The following is a 14,394-nucleotide window of genomic DNA, read 5'->3' as shown; positions in this document are numbered from 1 at the left end:
GATGGCGAATGCGTCGAGGGCTGCGGTGATCTTGCGGATCATGTCGGCCCCGGTAGGTCCGGGTGGCTGCTTCGACGGCGACGATGACAGTGTTGCGGAACGCGGTGGCGTTCTCGCCATCGGCCGTCGGTCACGCGTCCCAGGCGACCGGGAGGCTCTTGACGCCGTAGATGTCGGCGGTCTCCGGGCGCAGGGCGACCTCTTCGGCCGGTACGGCCAGGCGCAGGGTGGGGAAGCGGTTGACCAGTGCGGGGAGCGCGACGCGCAGCTCGACGCGGGCCAGCTGCTGGCCCAGGCACTGGTGGATGCCGTGGCTGAAGGCCAGGTGCCCGCCGTCCTGCCGGCGGATGTCCAGCACGTGGGGGTCGGTGAAGCGCTCGGGGTCGCGGTTGGCGGTGGCGTACGACAGGATGACCGTCGAGCCGCTCTTGATGGTCTGGCCGCCCAGCTCGACGTCCTCCAGCGCGACCCTGGCGAACTGCTTGGCGACGGTCAGATACCGCAGCAGCTCCTCCACGGCCGGTTCGGCGAGCGCGGGGTCGGTGCGCAGCGCCGCCAGCTGGTCCGGGTTCTGCAGCAGCGCGAAGGTGCCCAGGGCCAGCATGTTGGCAGTGGTGTCGAAGCCGGCCGACAGCAGGATCAGGGCCATGCCCTGCAGCTCCTCATCGGTCAGGTCGCCGTCCATGAGGTCGCTGAGCACGTCGTCGGTGGGATTGGCGCGCTTGGCGGCCACGAGCTGCGCGAGGTACTGCTGGGTGGCGGTGTAGGCGGCGATCAGTTCCTCGTCGCTGACCTCCCCGCCGAGGAACTTGTCGATGTTGTCCTGGAAGGAGCCCCGGTCCTCGTACGGCACGCCCAGCAGCTCGCAGATGATGATGGCGGGGATGGGCTTGGCGAAGGCGGTCACCAGGTCGGCCGACGGTCCGGCCTTCTCCATGGCGTCCAGGTGTTCGGCGGTGACCTGCTCGACGCGCTCGGTGAGCAGCCGCATCCGCCGGACGGTGAACTTGCCCACCAGCGGTTTACGGTAGCGGCTGTGCTGCGGGTCGTCCATGAGGAGGAACTCGCCGGGCGGCGCCGGGGGGACCTCGATGTCGCCGTACTCGCTGTAGTCGATCAGCGGGTGGTGGCGCATGAGCTCCTTGCGCGAGCTGAACCGCGGGTCGGCCAGGACCGACCGCGCCAGGTCGTAGCCGGTGACCAGCCAGCCCTCGTGCCCGTCGGGGAAGGGGAAGCGGCTGATCGGGCCGTGCTCGCGCGCCTGGATCAGCTCCTTGGGCGGGTCGAAGGGGCAGCCGGGCTGACGCTCCGTCGGCATCGTGGGGAGGGTGTGGAGGGATTCAGTCATAACCGTTCCTTCGTTGCAATGAATGGGGGAAGTCAGGAGATCTTGCGGCGGTAGGCGTTCATGGCGAAGACGTACGCGACGGCGAGGATGCCGACACACCAGGCCAGGGCGACCCAGACATCGGTGCCGACCGGCTGCTGGCTGAACAGGGCGCGGATGGCGTTGACGATGGAGGTCACCGGCTGGTGCTCGGCGAAGAAGCGCACCGGGCCGGGCATGGTGGCGGTGGGTACGAAGGCCGAGCTGAGGAACGGCAGGAAGATGAGCGGGTAGGAGAACGCGCTCGCGCCTTCCATGGTCTTCGCGGTCAGGCCGGGGATGATGGCGATCCACGTCAGCGCCAGGGTGAACAGGATCAGGATGCCGGCGACCGCGAGCCATGCCTGCACTCCTGCCGCCGAGCGGAAGCCCATGAGCAGGGCGACGAGCACGACGACCACGAGCGAGATCAGGTTGGCGACCAGCGAGGTCAGCACGTGCGCCCACAGCACGGACGAGCGCGCGGTCGGCATGGACTGGAATCGCTCGAAGATGCCGCTCTTCATGTCCATGAACAGCCGGAACGCGGTGTAGGCGACGCCCGAGGCGACCGTGATGAGCAGGATGCCGGGCAGTTGGTAGTTCACGTACGAGTCCGACCCAGTGTTGATCGCACCGCCGAACACGTACACGAACATCAGCATCATGGCGATCGGCATGACCGCGGTCGTGATGATGGTGTCCGGGCTGCGCGTGATGTGGCGCAGAGATCGTCCCAGCAGGACGGTGGTGTCGCCGAAGAAGTGCTTGGTCATCGTGGTTCCCTTAGGCGTTGTTGGCGGCGACGAGGGAGAGGAAGACGTCCTCGAGGGTCGGCTGCTTTTCGATGTATTCGACCTTGGCGGGCGGGAGCAGCTGCTTGAGCTCGGCCAGGGTGCCGTTGACGATGATCCGGCCCTCGTGCAGGATCGCGATCCGGTCGGCGAGTTGTTCGGCCTCGTCCAGGTACTGCGTCGTCAGCAGCACCGTCGTACCCCGGTGGGCGAGTTCCTTGACGGCCTGCCACACCTCGATGCGCGCCTGGGGGTCGAGTCCGGTGGTCGGCTCGTCGAGGAAGATGACCGGCGGGTTCCCGATGAGGCTCATCGCGATGTCGAGGCGGCGGCGCATGCCCCCCGAATACGTCGCCACCTTCCGCGCGCCGGCGTCGGTCAGCGAGAAACGGGCGAGCAGGTCATCGGCGACCTTGCCCGGGTTCTTGAGGTGCCGTAGCCGGGCGACCAGTACGAGGTTCTCCCGCCCGCTGAGGATCTCGTCCACGGCGGCGAACTGTCCGGTGAGGCTGATGGACTCCCGCACGTCGCCGGCCTGCGTGGCGACATCGAAGCCGTTCACGCTCGCCGTGCCCGCGTCGGCCTTGAGCAGCGTGGACAGGATTTTCACGGCGGTGGTCTTGCCTGCCCCGTTCGAGCCGAGCAGGGCGAAGATGCTGCCGGGCGCCACCTCGAAGTCCACGCCGCGCAGCACGTGTAGTTCCTTGTACGACTTCTCCAGGCCTCGCACCTGGATCGCCTGGGCTTGCTGTTTCGTCATCAGCTGGTCCTGTCTTCTGTGTCTTCGCCGGCGGCGCGCACGATGGCGCTGGTGAGGCGGTTTCGCTCCCGGGCTCTCCACTGCCCGATGGGGTAGTTCTGTGCGAACGCCTCGACGAACTCCACGGGGTCCTCCCCGAAGATGTCGCGGATCGGGGTTCCGTCCGCCGCGCTCCGTTCGAACAGGTCGGCGAGGTCCTCGTACATCGCGATCGAGCCCTCCACCGGCCCGGTGTGGATCAGGTACCGATCCATCGCTTCGACTGCTGTGCGGTAGTTCTCGGGAAGCTGCTTGATGCGCGCCTTGTACTGGCGGTAGCGCCGCTTCTCCTCGAGCGACCCTGTGACCACCTCCAGGTACTGCAGGTAGCGACTCTTCTGCTCGTTCGGCTCTGTGGCCATGCCTACTTACCTCCTTCGTGGAGCTGTTCGAGCCGTTCTGCGAGGAAGCTCCAGGTCCTCCAGAACTCCTCCAGGTACGCCTGTCCCTGAGCGTTGAGGGAGTACACCTTGCGCGGCGGCCCCTTCTCGGACGGGACCTTCTCCACGTCGACGAAGCCGCGCTGCTCGATCCTGACCAGCAGGGCGTAGATGGTGCCCTCGGCGATGTCGGAGAAGCCCTGATCCCGCAGCCACGCCGTGATCTCGTAGCCGTACGCGGGCCGACCGGACAGGATCGCCAGGACGATGCCCTCCAGCACGCCCTTGAGCATCTCCGTCATCTGCTTGCCCATGGAACATCCTTCAGCTACTCGGTAATGCTAGCTACTGGTACATAGTAACGCTGAATAGCTGAAAGGCAAGCCGGGATGTCGATCCCCGGATTCGCCGGCGCGGGTGCTCATGGCGTCCACCATCGCCTGCCGCGCTGACATGAGGCCGTTGCCGTGCTGACATGGAACCTGGGGCGATGACGTTCGTGAGTTCCATGGCGGGCTGGAGGAGGTGGATGCGGCTGCTCAGGCCCGGGGGTCGAGGAAGCAGCGCGGTCGAACGCCTCGGGGGTGATCGTCTCGACCGAGTCGGCGGATGCATGGTGTCGACATGGTCGGTGCGGGTGATCTGGGCTACCGGCGGTTATGTTGAGGCATCGGTATCGTCCGGTCGCGCGATGGGGGAGCGTTGTGAGCGATCGCCGGCACGTGCCCGCGCCGGAGGCGGCTCGTGGTCCGGGCGCGCATGACGCGGTGCGGCTCGCGTTGGTGGTCGGTGCCCTCGGCGTGGTGTTCGGCGACATCGGGACCAGCCCCATCTACACCCTGCAGACGGTGTTCAACCCGAGCGACCCGCATCCCGTTCCGGTGAGCACGGAGAACGTGTTCGGGGTGGTGTCGCTGGTCTTCTGGTCAGTGATGATCATCGTCACGGTCACGTACGTGTTGCTGGCGATGCGCGCCGACAACGACGGTGAGGGCGGCATCATGGCGCTGATCACGCTGGTGCGGCGGTGGAGCACGCAGCGGGGCCGGCGGACCGTCGCCGTGCTGGCGGCGCTGGGCATCTTCGGCGCTTCACTGTTCTTCGGGGACAGCATGATCACCCCGGCGATCTCGGTGCTGTCCGCGGTCGAAGGGCTCAAGGTCGTGGAGCCGTCACTGGAAGGGCTCGTCGTGCCGATCACCGCGTTGATCATCGTGCTGCTGTTCCTGGTGCAGCGCCGGGGGACCGCGGCCGTCGGCCGGGTGTTCGGGCCCGTGATGATCGTCTGGTTCGTGACCATCGGCGCGTGCGGCGTGGCCGGCATCGCCGAGCACCCGGACATCCTCAAGGCGCTGTCGCCGACGTACGCGATCGGCTTCCTGACCGGTCATTTCGGCGTCGCCTTCTTCTCCCTGGCGGCGGTCGTGCTCGCCGTGACCGGCGCCGAGGCGTTGTACGCCGACATGGGCCACTTCGGCCGCCGGTCGATCAACCGCGCCTGGCTGATCCTCGTGTTCCCCGCGTGCGTTCTCAGCTATCTCGGCCAGGGCGCGCTGATCCTCGCCGATCCGGCCAACATCAGCAGCCCGTTCTTCCTGCTCGTTCCCGGCTGGGGGCGGCTGCCGATGGTCCTGCTGGCCACGGCGGCGACCGTGATCGCGTCCCAGGCGGTGATCACGGGCGCGTACTCGGTCGCATCCCAGGCCGCACGACTCGGCTACCTGCCGCGGCTGCGGATCGCGCACACCTCCGAGTCCACCATGGGCCAGATCTACGTCCCCTGGATCAACTGGCTGCTGATGGTCTCGGTGCTCACCCTGGTCTTCGCCTTCCGCAGCTCCACGGCGCTGGCCTTCGCGTTCGGCATGGCGGTGACCGGGACGATCACCATCACCACCCTGCTGTTCTTCTACGTGGCCCGCGCGAAGTGGGGCACACCGGTCTGGATCATCGGCCTCGGCGCGACCGTGTTGTTGTCGGTGGACCTGCTGTTCGTCGCGGCCAACCTGACCAAGCTCGTCCACGGCGCGTGGCTGCCGCTGCTGATCGGCCTCACCGCGTTCACCGTCATGACCACCTGGCAACGGGGCCGCGAGATCATCACCGCGGAGCGCGAACGGCGCGAAGGCTCGCTGCGCGAGTTCGTCGGCCGGCTGCGCACCGGGAAGGCGGCGACGCGGCGGGTCCCGGGCACGGCCGTCTTCCTCAACCGGGGCAAGGAGACCGCGCCGCTGGCCATGCGCGCCAACGTCGAGCACAACCACGTGCGGCACGACCACGTCCTGATCATGTCCATCGAGACGGAGCCCGTGCCCCGCGTTCCGGCCGATCGGCGCATCGCCGTCGACGACCTCGGCTACGCCGACGACGGGATCTTCCACGTCACCGCCCGCTTCGGCTACATGGAGACCCCGGACGTGCTCGGCGCGCTGGCGCTGCTCGACCCGGCCATGACCGAGGGGCGGCTGCGGCTCGACCAGGCGTCCTACTTCCTGTCGAAGGTCGAGCTTCGGCGTGGCACGGCTCCGACGATGGCGCCGTGGCGCAAGCGGTTGTTCATCGCCACCTCGTACATCACCGCCGACGCCGCCGAGTTCTTCGGCCTGCCCCGAGACCGCACGGTCATCATGGGCTCGCAGATCGAGGTATAGCGCGACGGGGGCGACCTCGCGGGGGATGCGCCCGGCTACCGGGGCTTGTAGTGGGAGAACACGTCCCGCACCTCCTGCGGCGAACAGGCGAGCGCGGCCTGGTCGGGGTCGGCGCCCGTGACGTGAGGCAGGTGCACGACGATGTCGTACGCGTCCAGCGCGCTCACAGGGGAGTAGTACGCGCCGACACCGGCGCGTTGCACGGTGGCACCCCGGACGGCCTCGGCGTCGGCCGGCGACAGTCGCCGCAGATCGGTGGCGAAGGGGCCGTCGTGGCCGGCGTGCATGAGGGCGTCGAGGCTGCCGGGCTCCGGAGCCTCCATCGGCGCGAAGAGGACGCCGGCCTGGAAGGCGGCGAAGTCGGAGTTGAGCATGTGACCGGTTCCCGAGGTGGCGCCGATGACCAGGTAGTCCTTGCCCAGCCGGTCGGCCAGGTGCATCCCCATCGGGGTCACCGGGTCCATACCGGGGAGCGTGGCGGGCCCGCGCTGGACGTGGCCGTTGTGGGCGGCCAGGACGATCCGGTCCTGCCGGCGCAGAATCCATTCGACCGTGTCGGCGATCTCGGCGTCGCGGTTGTACATCACGCTCTGCTGGTCGCCGCCGGTCATGCCGCGGATGACGGACTCCAGGGTGAGCGCGTGGTGCATGGATCGCAGCGCGCGCTCGTACTCCTCGGCGGTGGTGCGCCGGACGTACTCCAGGCGCCGGCCCTTCATGCGCGCGGCGAGGCCGGTGAGGCCCGCCGTCAGCGCGTCCTTCGTCTCGGGCGGGAGCTGGGCGTAGACGGCCATGGTCGCGGGAGCGGCGAACGCCGACGTCGCCGCGAAGGCCGAGGCCGTCTCCCGGATGGCCGGGTCGAGCTGGAAGCCGGGATCGGCCTGCGCGAGGTAGGCGAGCACGGCGTCGAGGGCGGGAATCAGGGAGGCGTTCTGGCCTCCCAGATCTATGCCGTAGAAGCCGACGGGGCGCCCGGCGGTGGCGTTGTGCCGGCGCATCCACTCCAGGTGGGCTCCCATCTGCCGCCAAAGTCCCGTGAGTGAGGTCAGGCCGCTCGCCATGATCTCGCCGAGCCGGTCCTCGCCGCCTCGAACCCAGGCGTCGGTACGCCGGCCCTCCGTGAATCCGGTCTCCATCGCGTACGCGCCGAACCCGTGCCGCTCGGTCAGGTAACGCAGCAGGCGGTGGCGCAGCTCGTAGAACTCCCGGTTGTAGTGCGCGCTCTCGCCGATCGCCACCACCCGCGCGTCACCGATCGCGTCGTCCAGCCATTCCAGGTCGTCCAGCGCGGCGCCCGGGTCCAGCGTGCGCAGGGGGATCACCGCCTCGTCGCTGAGCCGTGCCGGTGTCGTGGCCGCGGTCATCGATTGCCCCTCTCGAATAGTCCCAACTTTGGGAACAGTACCAGTTATGGGAATATTGGAGAATGGACACGCTTGAGTTGATCTTGCATCCCGTCAGGCTGCGCATCATGTGGGCACTGTCGGGTGGGCGCACCCGCACCACGTCCGACCTGTGCGAGAGCCTGCCCGACGTGCCCAAGACCACCCTGTACCGGCACGTCGGCCTGCTCGCCGACGCCGGGCTGCTGGAAGTGGCCGACGAGCAGCGGGTACGGGGGATGGTCGAGCGCTACTACCGGCTGCGGCAGAACGCCGCGCACATCGATCTCGACACGGCCAGGGCGATGTCACTTCAGGACCATCGCCACGGGTTCGCGGCGGCCATGGCGGCGCTGCTCGCCGAGTTCAACGCCTATCTTGACCGGCCGGGCGCCGATCCGGTCGCGGATCGGGTCGGGTATCGGCAGGGGACGCTGTGGCTCACCTCGGAGGAGATGGAGGAACTCGCGGTTGAGCTGCGGGAGGTGCTCAGGGCGCGGACGGGGAACGGGCCCGGACCGGAGCGGCGACCGCACGTGATCAGCGCGATCTTCTTTCCGACGGAGGAACGGGGGCAGGACGAAGGAAGCCCGTGAACTCGTCCCGGACGGCAATGCCCAGCGCGGCGAGGTCAGTCGTCGATTGCCTGGTAGAGGGTGGGTCCAGAAGTCGTGGATGGCCCGTGCCGAGTTCGGGGTGGACATCCCGGTCTGGGTGAGCAGGATGCCGACGAGCTGGTTGCGCGGGTCGGCGTAGGTGGTGGTGCCGGCTCCGCCGTCCCAGCCGAACTGGCCGATGGGCGCGTAGTCGCCACGGTAGGTGCGCACCGCCATCCCGAAGTCCCAGCCGCCATGCTGTCCGGTGCCGTACGCCAAATGGGCGACGCCGCGGGCCCAGGCCTCTCGGGCGGCTTGCTGCTCGGGCGTGAGGCGGTTGGTGGTCATCAGCTCGACGGCGGGCCGGGACAGGATCCGCTCGCTGCCGTGCATCCCGTGGTTGAGCACCTGCCTGTACGTCACCGACTCCGGCACCCTCACCGCCGCCGACCTGGTCCATCGCCTTCCTCGAACAGCAGGGACTGCTCAAGCGGGAACGAACTCCCGGCGGGCGCCGCGAACGCTATGTCGTCGACGACGAGCTCTGGGTCCGATCCACCCTTGCGGCACTGGAAATGAACGACACCCTGATCGCCGCATCGCAGCGCGCGGCGGAGATCCTCGGGGCCACGACCCCGGCCGGCGCCCGCTTCGGCTTCTCTGCCGAGTTCCTGCTCCTCGTGAACGTGCCCCTCCGGCAGGCCATGGAGCAGTGGCAGTAGGGCCGGGCCGACCGGAACGCCGAGCACCAGTCATGATCTCTCGCGGCTTTCGTTGAGGGCCTTTCCGGCCACCCCGCGCACGGCCAACCCCAACACCCAGAGCGCCTACGCCCCGGCCGCAGGAGTTTGGCGAGGATCGCGCTCAGCCGGCCGCGCTCGTCGGAGGTGAGGGCTTGGAAGGCGTCATCAAGGAAGGCCGGAATCAAGGCTTGGGCCCCGGCGGGCCGGCGGCGGCCTGAGCCGGTGATGGTGACTGCGTAGGACCGCCGGTCGCGCGGGTTGCGTTCCCTGCGGACGCGGCCCCCGCGGCGTGCACTTCGGCGGCGCGGGTCACGGCGGCCGAGGCCCGGTGCGGCGCGATGTCCAGCCGCTCGGCGGCGAGTCGCGGAAAGTAGGCCGTCCCGCGCCCCGTCGTCCTGGTCGTTGCCGCCATCGCTCTCCTCTTACGTCCACCCGGCAGCCTATCGCAGATCAATCTCCAGACAGATTGTTTGACAGCAGATGATTTGTAGGCATACGGTCCGAACCGTCTGTCCGCCAATTGTTTGCATGCAGATGGAGAGTGACCGTGATCCGAACCGACGGCCGCCACCAGGTGGCCCTGGCGTTGTTGTGCGCCGCGGTGTTCCTGGACTCGATGGACCTGTCGTTGATGGGCGTGGCCCTGCCCGCCATCGGGCGTGATCTGTCGCTTCCGGAGAGCGCCCTGCGGTGGCTGATGTCCGGCTACGCGGTCGCCCACGGTGGCTTCCTGCTGCTCGGCGGCCGCATCGCCGCCTACGGCCTGCGCTCGCGCCGCCCCGTACCCGTCCCCACCGCCTGACAGGAGACCCATCGTGACGCTGGACCTCACCCCCGACGAACTGCTGAGCACCACCCGGGCCGTGCGCAAACGCCTGGACTTCACCCGGCCGGTGCCTCGCGAGCTGATCGAGCAGTGCGTCGACCTCGCCGTGCAGGCGCCCACCGGGCGCAACCGGCAGCGCTGGCACTTCATGGTCGTGACCGGGGCCGAGCAGCGCCGGGCCGTGGCCGACATCTTCCTGCGCGCCCTGACGCTGGCCACGGGGCAGCCGCTGACCGAACGTGATCTGTGGCGCATGAGCTACCATTCCGGCTCCACCGAGCGGGTTTTCGATGGCCTGCGGTACCTGGCCGCCAACATCCACCGGGTGCCCGCGTTCGTCATCCCCGGCGTGGAGGGACGCACCGACCATGAGCCGGTGGCCGTGCAGGCGGGGGCGTGGGGGTCGATCCTGCCCGCGGTGTGGAGTTTCATGCTGGCCGCCCGGGCGCGCGGGCTGGGCACGGTGTGGACCACCGCGCAGGCGCCGCTCGAACGCGAGCTGGCCAAGGTGCTCGGCGTGCCGTACGAGGAGGTCATGCTGGCGGCCTTCATCCCGCTGGCCTTCACGCTCGGCACCGACTTCAAGCCCGCTCCCCGCATCCCACGGGAGGAGGTTCTGCACTGGGACCGGTGGTGAGCGCGCCGGCCAGACCGCCCTGACCCAGGTGCGGCCTGGTGAGCTCGGCCGCTGACCCACCGCACCCGGGCGCTCGGTGGTCCGAGACTTGGAAAGGTCTTGGAACGTCCCATGCCATTACCCGAACGCCTCGTGCACAGCCTGCTACGGCCCGCGTGTTCAACTGGGGCGGAGGGATGGCGCATGAAGACTCCGCGACGTTGGACGATTACGGTGCGTATCACGGTGTTCGCGGGGGCGGTGGCGGCCCTGCTGTCCGCGCTCCTCGCCACGATGGTCATGATCGCGATCCATCGGGTCGCCATGGGAGACCTCATGGGGGAGCTCGCCGCCGCTGGTGGTCGTGTGGCCCATGAGGTGGAGCACAACGAGGTGGTCACGCCGCTGGTCGAGTACAAGGGCCGCAACCTGCAGATCGTCGACGGCACGGGGAAGGTCGTTGCGGCGACGCCGCAACTGCAGGGCAAGCCGGTCATGGCCGGCATCACCCCCGACCGCAAGAACGTCTCCAGCGGCGTCGTCTGCGGCGGGGTCTTCCGTTCCGGCGAGTGCAACGTCGTGGTCGCGCAGTCGGCGTACCGGCCGGGAGACGACTGGGTCGTCTACAGTTCCTCTCCCACGGTCCCTCTGTACGTCGATCCGTGGCTGGCCGCGACGGTGATCGGCGCCGCCGTGGCGATGGCCGTGGCCATCACCACGATCGGCCATCGGATCGTCACCGAATCGCTCAGACCGGTGAACGCCATCCGGATGGAGCTCGACAAGATCACCGAGACCCGTCCCGACCGGCGGGTGCCTCTTCCGCGGAGCCAGGACGAGATCCACGAGCTGGCCGACAGCGTCAACCGGACTCTGGCGCGGCTGGAGGCCGCCATGAAACTGCAGCGGCATTTCACCTCGGACGCCTCCCACGAGCTGCGTACCCCCATCGCCGCGATACGGGCCGAGGTCGAGGACGCCCTGCACGCGCCCGAGGAGACCAGCGTGCCCACGCTGGGCAACACCGTTCTGAGGAGCGTGGACCGGCTCGAGGCGATCGTGGGCGACCTGCTGACCATCGCGCGGCTGGAGGCGGGCAAGGAGGTGGAACGCGAGCCGATCGACCTGGCCGAATTCGTGACCTCGGAGTGCGAGAGGCGCCCGAAGCAGGACAAGCGGTTCGAGTTCTCGCTCGAGCGCGGTGTGGTGGTGACCGGCGACCGGGTTCAGCTGTCGCGCCTGCTCACCAACCTGATCGACAACGCCGAGCGGCACGCCGCCACCACCGTCGCCTTCCACGTAAGGCGCTCGTTCTGCCCCAAGCGCGACATCCAGCGCTTCCCGAACGGCATCGCGATGCTGGAAGTGATCGACAACGGTCCGGGCATCGATCCGGAGAAGCGCGAGCTGGTCTTCCAGCGCTTCACCCGGCTGGACACCGCCCGTGACAGGTACGCCGGCGGCACCGGGCTGGGCCTGCCGATCGCCCGGCAGATCGCCGAGGCGCACGCCGGCACCCTTCGGATCGAGGACAGCCCCCACGGCACACGGTTCATCCTCCGCCTTCCGCTCGGCTAGGCGTGGCCGGGTGGAGGGTGGTCCAGAAGTCGTGGACGGCCCGCGCGGAATCCGGGCTGGGCCGACCGGGCGGCATTGGCTGCGGGGCTCAGGGCCCGTGACTCAATGTTCGAGCGGCACACGCCTCCACGCCGCATCGCGCAGCAGGCGCAGGCCGTTGAGGCCGACGATGACGGTGGAGCCCTCGTGCCCGGCCACCCCCAGCGGCAGCGGCAGCTCACCGAACAGATCCCAGGCCACCAGCACGGCGATGAACGTGCCGGCGATGACAAGGTTGGCGACCACCAGGCGGCGGGCGCGGCGGGCCAGGGCGAGGACCGCCGGGACGGTGGACAGGTCGTCGCGGGTGATGACGGCGTCGGCGGCCTGCAGGGTGAGGGCGGCCCCGGAGCCACCCATCGCGATGCCGGCGTGCGCGCCGGCCAGAGCGGGGGCGTCGTTGACGCCGTCGCCGACCAAGGCCGGCCGGGCGCCTTGCCGCCGCAGTTCGTGGACGGCCTCGACCTTGTCCTGCGGCAGCAGTCCGGCCCGTACGTCGGTGATGCCGGCCTGGTCGGCCACGCGGGCCGCAGCACGGGGGTTGTCACCGGTCAGCAGGACGGGGGCCGTCCCGGTCAGGCCGGTCAGCTGCGCCACCGCCCGTGCTGCGCCGGCACGCATGCGGTCGGCCAGACCGAGCACCGCGATGGGACGGCCGTCCAGGAGCAGCAGCACGGCGCTGTGCCCGTCCTCCTCGACCTCGGCCACGACCTGGCGGGCCTGCTCGGCATCGCCGGACATGGCGCCGCCCGCGGTCTGGTCCAGCAGGCGAGCGGGGCTGCCGATCTCGACCAGGCGTCCATCGACGCGGGCGCGGACGCCGCGCCCGGGCAGGGCGGCGAAGTCAGCCGCCGCGGGCAGCGGCAGGCGCTGGTGGCGGGCGGCGGCGACGATGGCGCGGCCGAGCGGATGTTCCGAGCCCTGCTCGGCCGCCGCCGCCAGCGCGAGCAGCCGATCGGCCTGCACCCCGGCCCCGCCCTCTGATCCACTTCTCGCGGTGGCCGCCGTGCCGGTCAGGACACGCAGGCAGGTCAGGTACGGCCGGCCCTCGGTCAGGGTCCCGGTCTTGTCGAAGGCGACCAGGTCGACGTCGGCCAGGTGTTCCATCACCACCGCGGACTTGACCAGCACGCCGTTGCGGCCGGCGGTGGCGATCGCGGCCAGCAGCGGCGGCATGGTGGCCAGCACCACCGCGCACGGCGAGGCCACGATCATGAACGTCATCGCCCGCAGCAGGCTGTCCTGCACCGAGGTGCCCCACAGCAGGGGCAGCGTGAACAGAGCGAGGGTGGCGGCGACCATGACGATCGAGTAGCGCTGCTCGACCTTCTCGATGAACAGCTGGGTGCGGGCCTTCGTGGCGCTGGCCTGCTCGACCATGGCCACGATCCGGGCGATCACCGTCTCGCCGGCGGGCCGGGTGACCTGGACGCGCAGCGCGCCGGTGCCGTTCATCGTCCCGGCGAACACCTCATCGCCGCTCTGCTTGTCGGCCGGGAGGCTCTCGCCGGTGATGGAGGCCTGGTCGACGTCGCTGACCCCGGCCACGACGCGCCCGTCGGCGCCGATGCGCTCGCCCGGCCGTACCACGATGACGTCGCCCACCCGCAGGTCGGCGGCCGCCACGACCTCCTCGTCACCGTCGGAGTCGATGCGGGTGGCCTGGTCGGGGGCCAGGTCCAGCAGGCCGCGCACCGAGTCCTCGGTGCGTTTGGTGGCCACCGCCTCCAGCGCGCCGGAGGTGGCGAAGATGACGATCAGCAGCGCGCCGTCGAAGACCTGACCGATCGCCGCGGCGCCGATCGCGGCGACGACCATGAGCAGATCGACGTCCAGGGTCTTCTCGCGCAGGGCCTTCAGCCCGGCCAGGCCCGGTTCCCAGCCGCCGGCGGCGTAGCAGGTCAGATACAGCGCCCACCACAGCCAGGCGGGCGCGCCGGCGAGCTGGGCCAGGCCGCCCGCGGCGAACAGCGCGGTGGCCGCCAGGGCCCAGCGCACCTCCGGCAGTGAGCCCGCCCCCGAGCGCCACCAGCGCAGTGGTCTGGATGCGGGCGCCGGGCGTGCGGCGGCTTCGAACGTGGTCAGATCAGTGGTCACCGAAGCATCGTATATGCGCAGTCACGCAGATACGCATGCAGTGAGGTTCGGGGTAGGCTTGCCGTATGCACACCTCGCTGCCCGACTTCGACATGCCGAACGAGGAACAGGTGCATCTGGCCGCCGAGTCGTTCCGCCTGTTGTCCGATCCCACCCGCATCAAGATCCTTTGGGCGCTGCTGCAGGGCGAGTCCAACGTCGCCTGCCTGGCCGAGCTCGCCGACGCCGCTCCCACCGCGGTCAGCCAGCACCTGGCCAAACTCCGGCTGGCCGGACTCGTCAAGGGCCGCCGCGAGGGAACGTTCGTGTACTACAGCGCCGCCGACGAGCACGTCCGGCGCCTGCTGGCCGAAGGACTGTTCCACGCCGACCACCTCGACCGAGCCGGCCAGGCTGAAGGGGCCGGTCAGGCCGAGGCTCGGCTGGACGCGCCGCCGGGCGAACGAGCGGCAGCGCACGCACGCTGACCCGTCCAGCCGTCGCGGGTAGGCGTTGTGGACGCTCCAGCGGCATCGATCATGAGTCCG

General features: G+C 69.5%; 15 protein-coding genes. 7 read left to right on the top strand and 8 right to left on the bottom strand.

Annotation, left to right across the window (positions count from 1 at the left end):
* Positions 1 to 130: 130 nt before the first annotated feature.
* Genes ACWEPL_RS20605 through ACWEPL_RS20585 form a run of 5 tightly spaced genes read right to left on the bottom strand, consistent with a single transcriptional unit; the run spans position 131 to position 3,653 of the window.
* Positions 131 to 1,348: a cytochrome P450 gene (locus ACWEPL_RS20605; RefSeq protein WP_452437129.1), complete on the bottom strand. Its 1,218-nt coding sequence runs from the start codon at positions 1,346 to 1,348 to the stop codon at positions 131 to 133.
* 32 nt (positions 1,349 to 1,380) lie between these two features.
* Positions 1,381 to 2,142, bottom strand: a complete 762-nt coding sequence (locus tag ACWEPL_RS20600) for an ABC transporter permease (RefSeq protein ID WP_452437128.1) — start codon at positions 2,140 to 2,142, stop codon at positions 1,381 to 1,383.
* Between the two features lie 10 nt (positions 2,143 to 2,152).
* Positions 2,153 to 2,920, bottom strand: coding sequence for an ABC transporter ATP-binding protein (locus ACWEPL_RS20595; protein ID WP_452437127.1), 768 nt, complete (start codon positions 2,918 to 2,920; stop codon positions 2,153 to 2,155).
* On the bottom strand, positions 2,920 to 3,321 hold the full coding sequence (locus ACWEPL_RS20590) for a DUF1048 domain-containing protein (RefSeq protein WP_363983696.1): 402 nt from the start codon (positions 3,319 to 3,321) through the stop codon (positions 2,920 to 2,922). The genes ACWEPL_RS20595 and ACWEPL_RS20590 overlap by 1 nt, the downstream gene beginning before the upstream one ends.
* A gap of 2 nt (positions 3,322 to 3,323) precedes the next feature.
* Positions 3,324 to 3,653: a PadR family transcriptional regulator gene (locus tag ACWEPL_RS20585; RefSeq protein WP_350737154.1), complete on the bottom strand. Its 330-nt coding sequence runs from the start codon at positions 3,651 to 3,653 to the stop codon at positions 3,324 to 3,326.
* A 390-nt stretch (positions 3,654 to 4,043) separates the two neighbouring features.
* On the opposite strand from ACWEPL_RS20585, the gene ACWEPL_RS20580 reads away from it, so the two are divergent.
* Complete coding sequence (locus tag ACWEPL_RS20580; protein ID WP_452437126.1) at positions 4,044 to 5,990, top strand: potassium transporter Kup; 1,947 nt, start codon at positions 4,044 to 4,046, stop codon at positions 5,988 to 5,990.
* Positions 5,991 to 6,025: 35 nt separating this feature from the next.
* On the opposite strand, the gene ACWEPL_RS20575 is transcribed toward ACWEPL_RS20580, so the two are convergent.
* On the bottom strand, positions 6,026 to 7,354 hold the full coding sequence (locus ACWEPL_RS20575; protein ID WP_452437125.1) for an erythromycin esterase family protein: 1,329 nt from the start codon (positions 7,352 to 7,354) through the stop codon (positions 6,026 to 6,028).
* Between the two features lie 62 nt (positions 7,355 to 7,416).
* On the opposite strand from ACWEPL_RS20575, the gene ACWEPL_RS20570 reads away from it, so the two are divergent.
* Both ACWEPL_RS20570 and ACWEPL_RS20565 read left to right on the top strand, forming a co-directional pair.
* Positions 7,417 to 7,968 (top strand): helix-turn-helix domain-containing protein, encoded by a 552-nt coding sequence (locus ACWEPL_RS20570; protein WP_363983703.1) that lies wholly within the window; start codon positions 7,417 to 7,419, stop codon positions 7,966 to 7,968.
* A 575-nt stretch (positions 7,969 to 8,543) separates the two neighbouring features.
* The gene (locus tag ACWEPL_RS20565) at positions 8,544 to 8,690 is read left to right on the top strand and encodes a hypothetical protein (protein WP_452437124.1); all 147 of its coding nucleotides are present in this window, start codon (positions 8,544 to 8,546) and stop codon (positions 8,688 to 8,690) included.
* A 202-nt stretch (positions 8,691 to 8,892) separates the two neighbouring features.
* Here ACWEPL_RS20565 and ACWEPL_RS20560 read toward each other — a convergent pair whose 3' ends face one another.
* Positions 8,893 to 9,123, bottom strand: a complete 231-nt coding sequence (locus ACWEPL_RS20560; protein ID WP_363983709.1) for a hypothetical protein — start codon at positions 9,121 to 9,123, stop codon at positions 8,893 to 8,895.
* A gap of 135 nt (positions 9,124 to 9,258) precedes the next feature.
* On the opposite strand from ACWEPL_RS20560, the gene ACWEPL_RS20555 reads away from it, so the two are divergent.
* The 3 genes from ACWEPL_RS20555 (at position 9,259) to ACWEPL_RS20545 (ending at position 11,731) form a co-directional block, all read left to right on the top strand.
* Positions 9,259 to 9,513: a hypothetical protein gene (locus tag ACWEPL_RS20555; RefSeq protein WP_452437123.1), complete on the top strand. Its 255-nt coding sequence runs from the start codon at positions 9,259 to 9,261 to the stop codon at positions 9,511 to 9,513.
* 13 nt (positions 9,514 to 9,526) lie between these two features.
* Positions 9,527 to 10,174 (top strand): nitroreductase family protein, encoded by a 648-nt coding sequence (locus ACWEPL_RS20550; protein ID WP_452437122.1) that lies wholly within the window; start codon positions 9,527 to 9,529, stop codon positions 10,172 to 10,174.
* A gap of 213 nt (positions 10,175 to 10,387) precedes the next feature.
* Positions 10,388 to 11,731 (top strand): sensor histidine kinase, encoded by a 1,344-nt coding sequence (locus ACWEPL_RS20545; RefSeq protein ID WP_363983715.1) that lies wholly within the window; start codon positions 10,388 to 10,390, stop codon positions 11,729 to 11,731.
* Positions 11,732 to 11,833: 102 nt separating this feature from the next.
* Here ACWEPL_RS20545 and ACWEPL_RS20540 read toward each other — a convergent pair whose 3' ends face one another.
* A complete protein-coding gene (locus ACWEPL_RS20540; protein WP_452437121.1) occupies positions 11,834 to 13,867 on the bottom strand; it encodes a heavy metal translocating P-type ATPase in 2,034 nt (677 codons plus the stop codon).
* A gap of 65 nt (positions 13,868 to 13,932) precedes the next feature.
* Here ACWEPL_RS20540 and ACWEPL_RS20535 point away from each other — a divergent pair, with 65 nt between their 5' ends.
* Positions 13,933 to 14,334 carry an ArsR/SmtB family transcription factor gene (locus tag ACWEPL_RS20535; protein WP_363983717.1) on the top strand — a complete coding sequence of 134 codons (402 nt, stop codon included), beginning with the start codon at positions 13,933 to 13,935 and terminating at the stop codon, positions 14,332 to 14,334.
* Positions 14,335 to 14,394 lie beyond the last annotated feature (60 nt).

It is taken from the genome of Nonomuraea sp. NPDC004186 (assembly GCF_053603495.1).
This window is presented reverse-complemented; position numbering and strand designations above follow the sequence as displayed.

Bases quoted from the DNA above. Each gene is read 5' to 3' on its own strand.
- ACWEPL_RS20600 (WP_452437128.1), bottom strand. From the start codon at position 2,142: ATGACCAAGCACTTCTTCGGCGACACCACCGTCCTGCTGGGACGATCT.
- ACWEPL_RS20565 (WP_452437124.1), top strand. From the start codon at position 8,544: ATGAACGACACCCTGATCGCCGCATCGCAGCGCGCGGCGGAGATCCTC.
- ACWEPL_RS20590 (WP_363983696.1), bottom strand. From the start codon at position 3,321: ATGGCCACAGAGCCGAACGAGCAGAAGAGTCGCTACCTGCAGTACCTG.
- ACWEPL_RS20595 (WP_452437127.1), bottom strand. From the start codon at position 2,920: ATGACGAAACAGCAAGCCCAGGCGATCCAGGTGCGAGGCCTGGAGAAG.
- ACWEPL_RS20585 (WP_350737154.1), bottom strand. From the start codon at position 3,653: ATGGGCAAGCAGATGACGGAGATGCTCAAGGGCGTGCTGGAGGGCATC.
- ACWEPL_RS20575 (WP_452437125.1), bottom strand. From the start codon at position 7,354: ATGACCGCGGCCACGACACCGGCACGGCTCAGCGACGAGGCGGTGATC.
- ACWEPL_RS20605 (WP_452437129.1), bottom strand. From the start codon at position 1,348: ATGACTGAATCCCTCCACACCCTCCCCACGATGCCGACGGAGCGTCAG.
- ACWEPL_RS20560 (WP_363983709.1), bottom strand. From the start codon at position 9,123: ATGGCGGCAACGACCAGGACGACGGGGCGCGGGACGGCCTACTTTCCG.
- ACWEPL_RS20535 (WP_363983717.1), top strand. From the start codon at position 13,933: ATGCACACCTCGCTGCCCGACTTCGACATGCCGAACGAGGAACAGGTG.
- ACWEPL_RS20570 (WP_363983703.1), top strand. From the start codon at position 7,417: ATGGACACGCTTGAGTTGATCTTGCATCCCGTCAGGCTGCGCATCATG.